The sequence below is a fragment of the Calidifontibacillus erzurumensis genome (genome assembly GCF_013303125.1).
GTDB classification, from domain to species: domain Bacteria; phylum Bacillota; class Bacilli; order Bacillales; family Bacillaceae_J; genus Calidifontibacillus; species Calidifontibacillus erzurumensis.
Genome location: NZ_JABTTE010000038.1, coordinates 1 through 12290 on the forward strand (window position 1 = coordinate 1; position 12290 = coordinate 12290).

General features: G+C 35.8%; 8 protein-coding genes. 1 reads left to right on the forward strand and 7 read right to left on the reverse strand.

Annotated elements, in window-relative coordinates; all coding sequences use genetic code 11:
* Positions 1 to 360 precede the first annotated feature (360 nt).
* Together HR057_RS16340 and HR057_RS16345 are read right to left on the reverse strand one after the other, a co-directional pair.
* Positions 361 to 1209, reverse strand: a complete 849-nt coding sequence (locus HR057_RS16340; RefSeq protein ID WP_173732520.1) for a YihY/virulence factor BrkB family protein — start codon at positions 1207 to 1209, stop codon at positions 361 to 363.
* Positions 1178 to 1498 carry a YtxH domain-containing protein gene (locus HR057_RS16345; RefSeq protein WP_173732522.1) on the reverse strand — a complete coding sequence of 107 codons (321 nt, stop codon included), beginning with the start codon at positions 1496 to 1498 and terminating at the stop codon, positions 1178 to 1180. Before HR057_RS16345 ends, HR057_RS16340 begins: the two co-directional genes overlap by 32 nt.
* A 283-nt stretch (positions 1499 to 1781) precedes the next feature.
* Here HR057_RS16345 and HR057_RS16350 point away from each other — a divergent pair, with 283 nt between their 5' ends.
* Complete coding sequence (locus tag HR057_RS16350; RefSeq protein WP_173732524.1) at positions 1782 to 3137, forward strand: alanine/glycine:cation symporter family protein; 1356 nt, start codon at positions 1782 to 1784, stop codon at positions 3135 to 3137.
* Positions 3138 to 3466: 329 nt separating this feature from the next.
* Here the strand turns inward: HR057_RS16350 and HR057_RS16355 are convergent, their stop codons facing one another.
* From HR057_RS16355 to HR057_RS16375, 5 genes are all read right to left on the reverse strand, one after another.
* Positions 3467 to 4564, reverse strand: a complete 1098-nt coding sequence (locus HR057_RS16355) for a PRK06851 family protein (RefSeq protein ID WP_173732526.1) — start codon at positions 4562 to 4564, stop codon at positions 3467 to 3469.
* A gap of 600 nt (positions 4565 to 5164) precedes the next feature.
* The gene (locus HR057_RS16360; RefSeq protein WP_173732528.1) at positions 5165 to 6856 is read right to left on the reverse strand and encodes a formate--tetrahydrofolate ligase; all 1692 of its coding nucleotides are present in this window, start codon (positions 6854 to 6856) and stop codon (positions 5165 to 5167) included.
* A gap of 172 nt (positions 6857 to 7028) precedes the next feature.
* On the reverse strand, positions 7029 to 8795 hold the full coding sequence (locus HR057_RS16365) for a WG repeat-containing protein (protein ID WP_173732530.1): 1767 nt from the start codon (positions 8793 to 8795) through the stop codon (positions 7029 to 7031).
* Positions 8796 to 9077: 282 nt separating this feature from the next.
* Positions 9078 to 10643: a peptide chain release factor 3 gene (locus HR057_RS16370; RefSeq protein WP_173732532.1), complete on the reverse strand. Its 1566-nt coding sequence runs from the start codon at positions 10641 to 10643 to the stop codon at positions 9078 to 9080.
* Between the two features lie 747 nt (positions 10644 to 11390).
* A complete protein-coding gene (locus HR057_RS16375; protein WP_230474510.1) occupies positions 11391 to 11981 on the reverse strand; it encodes a lysophospholipid acyltransferase family protein in 591 nt (196 codons plus the stop codon).
* Positions 11982 to 12290: the final 309 nt, after the last annotated feature.

Consider the following 12290-nt stretch of genomic DNA (forward strand, 5'->3'; position numbering starts at 1 on the left):
CGTTCTGAACTCCCCTTTTTTTATTTACGGCATCTTTACTGAACACATTTAAGGGCTACGTACCTGAACCCTTTTATGATGATTGGAATAGAATTCATTTATGAATGTGAAATGCCTATTTCACTGGAAATATTTATCAATGATAATTATTTTTCTTATTGGCACTGCTTGATGTTTTATGCTTTGGTCCGCTCTGCTTTTTATTTTGGGTTTTTGCCATGCGAAAAGCCTCCTTATGTCAGCAGTTGTCCTCTGCTAAAGCTCCTTGAAGGAAAAACGAAAGCAAACAACGCTTTCTAGACCTTATTGTAGCCAATTCTTTGCCTCTTATTGCGAAAAAGTCTACCATTACTGGTATTTTCATGGCATCATCCTAATCTTTTTTAGAATTGCATTAATTTCCCCGCCTATTAAAATAACCATAGCTGATAGATAAAACCAAATGAGCAGTACAATAATCCCACCAAGACTGCCGTATGTAGCTGAATAGTTACCGAAGTTCAACACAAAATATGAAAAAGCAAGAGACACAAACTGCCAGCCAAGTGTTGCAAAAATGGCCCCAACCCATACGTCGTTAAAACGTAATTTCGTACTAGGAGCAAAAACATATAAAATGATTAAGACAGAAACCATTACAAAAAAGCTGATAAATATTCTAAAAAAGTCCCAAATGGCCATAAATGCCGGGGATATTCCCAAATGTACGAAAAAAAATAGGCCGATAGCTTTTCCAAATACCGGAAGCAGCAACGCAACAAGAATAACTACAACCATCGCTGCAGTTAAAAAAATTGCCATTAATCTTGCGAGCCAAAACGACCGTCCTTCATCTACATCGTAAGCACGATTTAACGCTCGAATGATCGCATTTACTCCATTTGACGCCGACCAGATCGTTGCAATTGCACCAAAAGAGAGCAAATCTCCTCTAGGCTTTTCGGTAATTTGCCTCAAATTTGATTCTATTAAATCCATCGTATCTCCTGGAGCATAGCGGCTCACTAAGCCAAGCAAATCATCTTGAGAAATCGGCAAATAACCAATAAGAGTAATAAGAAAAATTAAAAACGGAAATAACGATAAAAGAAAAAAATAAGCCAACTGCGCAGATAAGCCGATGACATCATCTTGAATAAAACGATCTACAAACTCAACTATAAACTTTTTGACTTTATTATTGCTTATTATCTTCCTCTTCGTTTCCATCACCATTCATCCTGAGCAGTTTTTCGCTTGATTCTTTCATATCATTGACCTTTTCAATAATAAAATTAACATCTTCAGATACTTCTTCAATTTTATTCCTTAGAGCAGCCGTTTTTTCCGAAATATTTTCGATGAGTACAGCAGGGTTTTTGCTAAAATCCCATATTTTTTTACTACAATCCTTCACTTGTAGGATCGTATCCTCACGCGTTTTCCGATCTAACAAAGAAATTGCTGCACCAACGAGAGCCCCTACAATGATTCCTTTTGCTAATTTATTTTCCCCCATTTTATGACGCTCCTTTTAAAAATATATCTATAACTAATTATATCCAAGTAAACTGGGCGATGAAAACACACCATTTCTGTTTTTCTTTCACTTTTACGCTTTAGTCTTTTATATCGCTAAAGAAATTTTATTATATTTATACATTAATAAATAGTTTACATCATTGAAACTTTTTTCGTAAAATTGTACAAGTAGTAAAATATTTACCCAATTGACGAACATTTCCGAATAGTCTATATTATTATTAATATAATAAAATTATTTCATATAAAGGAGGAGAAGCATGACATTTTTGGACATCATCAATAAGATTAGCGGCTGGGTCTGGGGACCTCCACTGTTAGTATTGATTGTTGGGACAGGTATCTTCTTGACAATCAGATTAGGATTCCTGCAAATTACAACCTTGCCTTATGCATTGAAACTCGCTTTTAGCAAAAACCAAGACCGTAAATCCGCAGGTGATATTTCCCATTTCCAAGCATTAATGACTGCTTTAGCAGCCACTGTTGGAACAGGTAATATCGTTGGGGTTGCCACTGCTGTCGTTTTAGGTGGTCCTGGTGCTGTATTTTGGATGTGGTTATCCGCTCTTTTCGGAATGGCAACGAAGTATGCTGAAGCAATTTTAGCAGTAAAGTACCGTATTGAAGATAAAAATGGTGAAATGTCCGGCGGTCCTATGTACTACCTTGAACGCGGCTTAGGGCAAAAATGGCTTGGAGTATTGTTTGCATTCTTTGGAGCAATTGCAGCTTTCGGAATTGGAAATATGGTGCAAACGAACTCAGTATCCAGTGTTGTTCAAGCAACATTCAGTGTTCCAACATGGATTACAGGTGTTGTTTTAACAATCTTGACAGCTCTTGTTATTCTTGGAGGAATTAAAAGCATCGGTCGTGTAACCGCTTTCTTTGTACCGATTATGGCTTTATTTTATTTAATTGCAGGACTTATTATTATCTTTATGAATTTAAGCGAAGTACCAAGTGCCATCGGATTAATTATTAAAAGCGCTTTCACAGGTGATGCTGTGGTAGGCGGAACGATTGGTGCTGCAATCCGTTGGGGGGTTGCACGTGGGGTATTCTCAAACGAAGCTGGTTTAGGTTCTGCACCAATTGCAGCAGCTGCTGCAAAAACAGATTTCCCTGCCCGCCAAGCTTTAGTTTCTATGACACAAGTTTTCATTGACACAATTATTATCTGCTCAATTACAGGTATTACACTCGTTATGGGTGGTATTTACCATGATGGACTTAAAGGTGCTGAATTAACAACAGCAACATTTGAACTTCTCATTGGAGCTCCAGGACCTTATATTGTTGCCATTGGTTTAATTTTCTTTGCATATTCAACAGTTCTTGGATGGGCTTATTATGGGGAAAAATGTTTCTCCTACCTATTCGGAGAGAGCGCAATTAAATATTACCGAATTGTATATGTATTAGCTGTCTTTGTTGGAGCTGTAGCTACTCTTGATACAGTATGGGGCATTGCAGACATTATGAATGGATTGATGGCATTCCCGAACTTAATTGGTCTTCTTGGACTTTCAGGTGTAATAGTTGCTGAAACAAAACGATTCCGACAAACGATGCTAGAAGAAAAACGCAGCGCAGCTAATTTGAAGGGATAATGAATAATAAAATGCTTATGGGATTTTCCATAAGCATTTTATTTTTTCATAGCCACCAAAAGCTTGCCTTTTATTTTTATCATTGTTAAAGGGGGCCGTTGAATAAGCATCTCCTACTTTCTCATTACATTTTCTTTTCTATTAGAACTAAAGAAGAGCCCGAAGAAAGATTCTCCGTTTTTTCTATATTCAAAAGAGCGCCCCTCTTATTTCTCTACTATAATCTACTAGCAATATTACAAATGGGGGAACTTGTATGTTTCTTCTATGTTTAAATTCGTATATTTACCTTCTTTTAAAGAGCAGCCTCATATTTACTTTTTTACGTTTTACATTGATTTTTCAATCTCAATTATCTCTTTTCGTATTCTTTCATAATGATCGTTAACAACTGAGAAATTCATAGCGGAGGAATATATATTTTCTAACTTGTCGTGAAGTTCTTTTGCTTTTGCAAGGTGAGTGGTCGCTTCTTTCATTTTAGCGGAATAGCGGGCGATAATTTCATTCAGTTCTTCGCTATATTTTTCATCGGTGCCTTCTTTAATTAATCTTGGATATAAATCAATGATCTGGTCAGTTTCACGATCAGGAAAATGCTCATGAGGTGCTGTGCTGTCAAAAATGGCAATTCCCAATTCTCGCATAATAACCATATCTAAGCTATTTGGATCAAAACCGCAGTGATAAATTTCAACATCATACCCAAGATCTTCAGCTTTTGCAGCAATTTTTTTCAAAATTGTTGATTTTCCAGAACCCGGACGTCCTTTAATAAAATAACGATGCGGAATGTCTGCTGTTAAATTTTGAATAAAATCAACCGGCCCTTTAGGTGTTGCTGCACCTAAGAAACGATGCTTCACATCTGCTTTTTTATTTAATTGAACTCCACCAAAAAATTCATCAATCAATTCATCTGCCAGTTTATTTGCTTCTGTAACATTGAAATTACTAATATAAATTTTTTCCCATTCATCATGGATTTTTAGCCCTTCATTAAATAATTGGTAGGCTGTTTGAAAAGATTTTGAAATTTCTTTCGTTAAATCGATAATCTCTTCCTTATGCGAAGTTAATTTTTTCGAATCCCATGCCTCACCTAAATTAACATACTCCTCAACTGCCCCGGGTGCAATCGGTTCAATAACATGCGGAGCCGTACCGTCAACAACACCAACACCAAGCTCTCTAATAATTACTCCATCAATTGAATTATTATCTGAAGAGCAATGGATATACTCTATACGGTACCCCCTATCCTTCCACTCTTCTCCAATTTTTTTCATAAGAGTTGACTTTCCTGTACCAGGACCGCCTTTTAAAATATACAAACGCTTTAATCCTTGAAGATTAGATTCAAAAAAGCTTTGAAATCCGAGCGCTGTATTTCCACCAGCATAATAATTGATAACTGTTCCTGTCATTCGTGACCACTCCTTGCTTTTTTAAAAATTGTTCTGTTTGCTTTTTAGATTATGTAGATAGTTCCCATTAGGTGACTGCCTAAAAAGTAAAAATTAAAAAGTTTTCCAATCTAATAAATAGTTTTTTATTTGAACTTTAAATAAATTTTTGAGATGAATTCGTATTAATCAATGATTTGATATTATTTTGTATGATGACTCCATTCGTTCAATACGAATTGAGAAAATAAATTTTTAACGATTGATGATGTGATCTTTATGAATCATTTTGAAGCAAGGAGTTTAATACAAATTATATTGTTTCAATCGAAAAAACAAATAATGATGCATTAATAACAATACAGCCTTTTGTCATTTAGCCTAGCCAACCAATAAACACAGAAAAAATAATGCTGCATAAAAACCTTCTTTTTCGGTACGAAACTTCAAAAAAAGGTTTATGCAGCATTTTTTCATTGATCTCTTTATAAATGATTAATTTCTTTATAATCAATCTATTCTATTTATTTAAAAGGCAAAACGATCATGAACAACGATATGACTTCTTTATGAAAAATTCTCCATTAATCATCGATAACAAAATTATATACTACACGATCCTTAAAACAGCCCGATCGCTCTGCCATTTTCATCTACATCCATATTTAATGCAGCAGGTTTTTTCGGTAGTCCTGGCATCGTCATAACATCTCCAGTTAAAGCAACTATGAAACCAGCCCCAATGGATGGGCGCAATTCTCTAACTGTAATCGTAAATCCTTCAGGTCTTCCTAATTTCGTCGGATCATCTGACAAAGAATATTGTGTCTTAGCCATACAAACCGGAAGTTTATCCCAGCCAAACGTTTTATATTCTTGCAGTTGTTTTTTAGCTGCAGGAGTAAATTCCACTCCTTTTGCGCCATAAACTTTTTGAGCAATGGTTTCAATTTTTTCTTCAATCGACTGATTCAAATCATATAATGGGCGGAAGCGACTCTTTTCTTGATCCATTACTTTTAACAATTTGACAGCTAAATCAATACCGCCTTCTCCACCTTTAGCCCAAACATCTGATAAAGCAACTTCATATTTCCGGTCTTGACACCACTTTTCAATAAAATTGATTTCCTTATCAGTATCTGTAATAAAGCGGTTAATGGCGATCACAAATGGCAATCCAAAACTTTGAATCGTTTCAATATGTTTTTGAAGATTTGCCATACCATTTTTTAATGCTTCAATATTTTCTTCGGCTAAGTTTTCTTTCGCCATGCCGCCATGCATTTTTAATGCGCGAATGGTCGCTACTATGACGACTGCTTGAGGATCAATATTGCCAAGCCGTGATTTAATGTTGAAAAACTTTTCAGCACCAAGATCCGCTCCAAAGCCGGCTTCAGTTACAACATAATCTGCAAGTTTGGCAGCTAATTTCGTTGCAATGACACTATTGCAGCCATGGGCAATATTAGCAAACGGGCCGCCATGAACAAGTGCTGGTGTATTTTCCAATGTTTGAACTAAGTTGGGTTTGATTGCCTCTTTCAACAATAATGTTAAAGCACCTTGTACACCTAAGTCTTTCACAGTGACTGGTTGTTTCTGGTAGTTATAACCGATGACGATTCTAGATAATTTTTCTTTAAGGTCTTGAAGATCTTTCGCTAAACATAGAATCGCCATAATTTCTGAAGCAACGGTAATATTAAATCCGTCTTCTCTCGGAACGCCTTGCAACGGACCGCCAAGGCCAACGACAACTTGTCTTAAAGCACGGTCATTTAAATCAACAACCCGCTTCCAAGTAATTCTTCTTGGGTCAATATTGCATTCATTTCCTTGATGAATATGATTATCGATCAATGCAGATAAAGCATTATTTGCTGCCGTTATTGCATGGAAATCTCCTGTAAAATGTAGATTTATATCTTCCATCGGCATCACTTGAGAGTAACCTCCACCGCAAGCACCGCCTTTTATTCCCATCGTCGGTCCTAGGGAAGGTTCCCGTATCGCTACAATCGCTTTATGACCAATTTTATTTAAAGCTTGTCCTAGTCCAACCGTAACCGTTGATTTTCCTTCTCCTGCGGGAGTTGGGTTGATCGAAGTAACTAAAATAACTTTGCCGTCCGCCTTCGTTTGTAGACGGTTCATTACATCTAAGGAAATCTTGGCTTTGTAATGGCCATACGGCTCCCATTCATTTTCTTGCAGGTTTAGCTGTTCTGCAATTTCTTTAATCGGTTTCAATACAGCTTCTTGGGCAATCTCAATATCTGATTTCACTTTTTTCGCTTGTATGCTCATATTACCGATCTCCTATTTTAATGTACTATTTCCCTCAATATTATTTTATCGAAAAACATTTTGAAAAACACCATTATTAGCAAATTTTTATAATTTTGTGCTATTTACGGTATATTTTTCCAAAATTAATATTATTTTAAAAAAAGGCAAGAAACTAAAAAATTCTCTATTTTTAGCCTTGCCTATGAAAAGATTTCCAAAACTCTCCATCCGTATCAATGATGTCCATTATATCGGCAAATGGAATTTTAAAAGTTGGAAAACCGGCTGCATACGGAGCAATTTCATACGGTGCAAAATAAAGATAAAGGTTGTTTCCGTCTATAAAGAAAGGCTGGTCAGGTTGAATTTCTTTGAAAGCATCAGGAAAAACATATGAATATTGTTCATCATGTTCAATCTGATTCTGAATTATATCGCTTAGCACTTTGACATAGGCGCTATTTGGTTTAAATAAATCTTCCAACTTATAAAAGCGGCCGTTTTCAAGATTAATAAGAGCAAAAATTCGAGAAGGCATTCCATGTGCAGCACCGTATGGGTATTCATACCCTTCAATTTTTATAACGACGAGTGGTTTTTTAAAAAATTCGATTGAAAAATCTCCCGTATAACTAATGTTCTTTCCATCTGCAGGCAGATTCTCATAGATTCCTAGAGTAAGCTTTTTTAGTTCTTCATTCACCCTTTGCTCTAAGAGTGGATCTTTGATGCCATTCATTTGCGGATAATAAATAATATCATCGTGATTCCCCTTAAATTTTTCTTCAATGACTTTATATTGATGATTGAGAGAAATCACTTTATTTTGCTGCCAGATGATTTGACCAGATCGATTGTAATACGCCATTCTTTGATCAACATTTGCACGAATGATAGATCCTTCTAAACTTAGAGTGCCATCTCCTTGAACGATTGGAAAGTTTGACGCACGGGTTCCATTTTTCGTTATAAAAAAAGTTTCTTCACCAGTCGAAGCAGAAGCTAGCCCTCCTTTAAAGTCTAAGATCGATGAAAATTTAAAATCTGTTAAGATCTTCCCATCGACAGTTGCCAGCGCATATTTGGAGCCAAGATAAGGCCAATCTTTATCACGGGGGATCCCGATTGCTGCTCTGTTTTTGCTTAATAATCGAATATCATTATACGATTCTGGAAAAATAAAATTTCCTTTTGTATCAATTAATTTGTATTGAATCTTAAAGCCTTCACCAACATTGACGACCGCAAAACCAAATTCAAATGGTTGAGCCATTGTAAATTGAGGTGGTATAACGACGTTTCCTTTGAAATCTATATAACCAAACTTTCCATCTTCTTTTTCTTTGAAAGGCAAAAGTCCATTGCCATGGTTGCCAACATATGAATATTGATACTTATATAAGGTCTCCCCATTTTTATTAATTAAAGCAAATTCTTGAGGCGCTGTCTTTACAACCGCTTTCTCATCGTAAAAGTCATTGGCTAATATATATTTTGCGGGAATGATTTCTTTGCCTTGACGATCTAAATAGCCATAAAGATATGAACCCTCTCCCGTTAATTGACTAAATACTGCCCGGTCATTACTATAGGATCCTATAAATGTATAAGGCTTTATTGTTACAATTTTTCCTTTTTCATCAATTACTTTAAATCCTTCATCATCAATGACTACTGCCCGCCCTTCAGAAAACGGATAAATGCTTTCATAGCGCGGTTGTACCAAGTATGTTCCATCGGGTTTAATCAAACCGAATTTACCGTTTACTTCAACAATTGCTAGTCCATTCTCTTGAAAATCCATAGCATGATCGTAAATTTGCTTAATTTTCATTTTTCCTTTTTCATTAATATAGCCCCATTTAACCCCTTGCACGGTTTTTGATGGAGCCGGATACAAGTTGATATGAGGATCCGTCATTTGATTGAATAAAAAATCATTAAGCCAAATATCCATTTCATTCTCTCCAATATTTTTTGGTAAATTTCTCAGTTTATCATATGGAGATATATGAATTGTGGTGCTTTTGCCGGTTGTCGAAGGTGAAAAAGGAAAAAAACATAAGTTGAGGATTTTATATCATGGCCTCTCCTTCACAACCACGAATAAAATTAACCTTTCCTAACCCTTTTTTGCACAGAAAACATTCATATTTTTTCGCACGCAACCCAGAATGAAAGGAATTTCCCAGAAAAAAAGCACTGCCGAACTGATCGGAGTGCTCTCATTCATGCAAAGTTATACACTTTTGTAATCATTTTCTTCAAACAAATCGATTAACTCAATATCTTTATTTTTCTCCTTAAAATAGCGGTACGTAAAGTCATTTTCAAAAAGTACTACGAAACGCCCAAACCGGTCTTTGGCAAGCAGGCTTCTTGAATCGAATAGGCGCAAATCTTTTGGCACTTCAGACAACCATCTCGGAATTCTCTCACCGAGTGAAGTAAATTCAACTTCAACATTATATTCCGCCTTCATTCTGTATTCAAATACTTCAAATTGTAATTGACCTACTGCACCTAAAATAATATCATCATTGGATTCTTGTCTAAATAACTGCAATGCACCTTCTTGTACAAGCTGTTCAATTCCTTTTTTAAATTGTTTTGATTTCATAACGTTTTTCACTCGGACTTTCCGGAAAAGTTCCGGTGGGAACTGAGGCAGTTCTTGATAATGGATTTCTTCTTTTCCGGCAGTGAGTGTATCGCCAATTTGATACATATTCGGGTCGTAAATTCCGATAATATCTCCAGCATATGCTTCATCAACAGTTTCACGGCTAGATGCCAAAAACTGTTGCGTTTGGTTGAGGTTGATTGTTTTATTCGTTCTCGTTAAACGCACGCTCATGCCGCGAGTAAACTTCCCAGAACAAATTCTTAAAAATGCAATCCGGTCACGGTGAGCAGGATTCATATTTGCTTGTATTTTAAAAATGTATCCGGTAAACGTCTCTGAATCCGGATTGACTAAACCTTTATCTGTTTTCCGCGGTTTCGGTGGAGATGCATAGCTTATGAATGTATCAAAAAACGTGCGGATCCCAAAGTTTGCAAGCGCACTTCCGAAGAAGACTGGTGTCAATTCCCCTTTCATCACACGCTCTTCACTAAATTCATTACCTGCTTCATCAAGCAGTTCCAATTCATCAAAAACTGCTTCGATTGCGGTATCTCCACTTTTTCTCAACTCATCCAACGATTCAATTTGTTCCCGCTCATCTCCTAGAAAACGGATAAACTGATCATTGTGACGATCAATAAGCCCTTGGAAACTTTTTCCCATTCCAACCGGCCAGTTCATTGGATAAGATTCAATCCCGAGCACTTCTTCAATTTCTGATAACAATTCGAGCGGATCTTTTCCTTCACGATCCAGTTTATTAATAAACGTAAAAATCGGAATGCCTCTCATTCGACATACTTTGAAAAGTTTGATCGTTTGCGGCTCGACACCCTTGGTTGAATCGATAATCATTACGACGCTATCAACAGCAGTCAACGTCCGATATGTATCTTCACTAAAGTCATCATGGCCAGGTGTATCGAGAATATTTACATAAAAATCTTTATAAGGAAAGCTCATTACACTGGAAGTAACAGAGATTCCCCTTTTTTTCTCAATTTCCATCCAGTCGGATGTCGCAAATTTTCCTGTTTTCTTCCCTTTAACTGTACCCGCTTCCCGGATGATATTGCCGAAAAGCAGCAGCTTTTCCGTCATTGTCGTTTTACCGGCATCCGGGTGGGAGATAATTGCAAACGTTCTTCTACGATTCACTTGCTCTATTATACTCATTGCTCATTTCCTCTCTTAAGATTCACTTACTTACTATATCACACTCAAAATGCTGTGGGAAAGGGCAAAAACGCGTGAAACAAAGATGTTAATTTAAAAGTGATTACTAATCGTTAATAAGTCATTCAAAAAGTGGACAATAGAAATGCAAAGAAAAGTTAGTTGGGGTTGAGCAAATTATGTAAAGAAGGTATGGTAATCATAAATTTTCAATAAAATTGAATTCAGAGAAAATACCAGGAGCAGCAAGAAACTGTTAGGTTTAAGCGGCGGTGAAAAGTTTAAAACGACAACAAAATAGAAGCATAATTTACTAGCCTACTACTATTTGGTACTTCCAATTCCATGTTGTATGTACAAAACTGTTATATTTCTTAGACATTTTAACTCCTCCTTATGCTTTTATTTAGGTGGCAAACCAAAAGTATATATTTGCATCTCAAATTTGTTATTAATACCACGCTTAAAGCTCATTCGCCCCCAAGGATAAAGCCTATGTTTTTCGTTCTACAACAAAGAAATAAAGTCCCTGGTTTAAAGGATTGGGACTTTATTATTAGAAAACTACACTATCGATGTATATTTAATTCATTATTAAAAATTTAGAAGGAAGATCAAAGTATTATCAAAATTTTATAAATTAACATAAGTCCATGGAGAGAACAACATAAAGAATTTATTTAATGAACACCCTCCACCGATGAGCAAAGGTAAACCTAGTGGTATCACTTGTAAATGCTGCTTTTGTTAGTCCCCCATTTTTTCAAGTTTTAAAAAAGTATCTTGGATTTGTTTTAGTACAACTTCTGCATCTTCTTTTGTGTCATAATCGTTTACATCAATCGGCTCTCCAAAAACAACTTTGATTTTCTCTCTCTTTATTATTCCTTTTAGGGAGGTAGGACCTTTATAAACTGCTGGGACAATAGGAACCCCAGCACGTTTTGCTATAACAAATGCTCCACGTTTCAGGCTTGTATTTTCTGCTGATCTAGTTCCACTTGGAAATATCCCGACTACCTTTCCATCTTTTATTAACTTTTGGGGAATTTTCAAAGTACTTGGTCCAGGATTTTCTCTATCCACAGGAAATGCATGTAATGAGGTGAAAAGCCAATTTGTGAATTTTGATTGGAATAGTTCTTTTTTCGCCATATAATAGATGGTAGTTGGATACATCGCAATACCTAAGGCCACCACATCTAACCATGTTCTATGAGTGCAAACCACTACATAGCCATTATGTTGCTTAGGTAAATTGTCTTTACCAATTGTACGAATACTTCCAACAAAGATACCTAAAAATATTTTCATAATCATTCTACCAAGCTTATACAACATCCAAACCCCTTCCAAACAAATACATAAATGGAATTTTTATGCATTTATAATATCTCATTTTATTTATACTTAGTAAACTAATTTTGGGAAGGTCACTTTTTAGAACTTATTATTTATTGATTATACTATTTAATGACTGGTTTATGATTATCTAATAAGTAATTTTCAAATAATAATAACGTCATCCTAATTTCAATTTTTCGCTAACAAACCAAATGAAAAAATAATCATCTTCTTCATTTAGAAACCGGAACAGAAAGTAAAAGTATATGACGTAGTCGTTAAGAACAATCATCTTTTTCATAG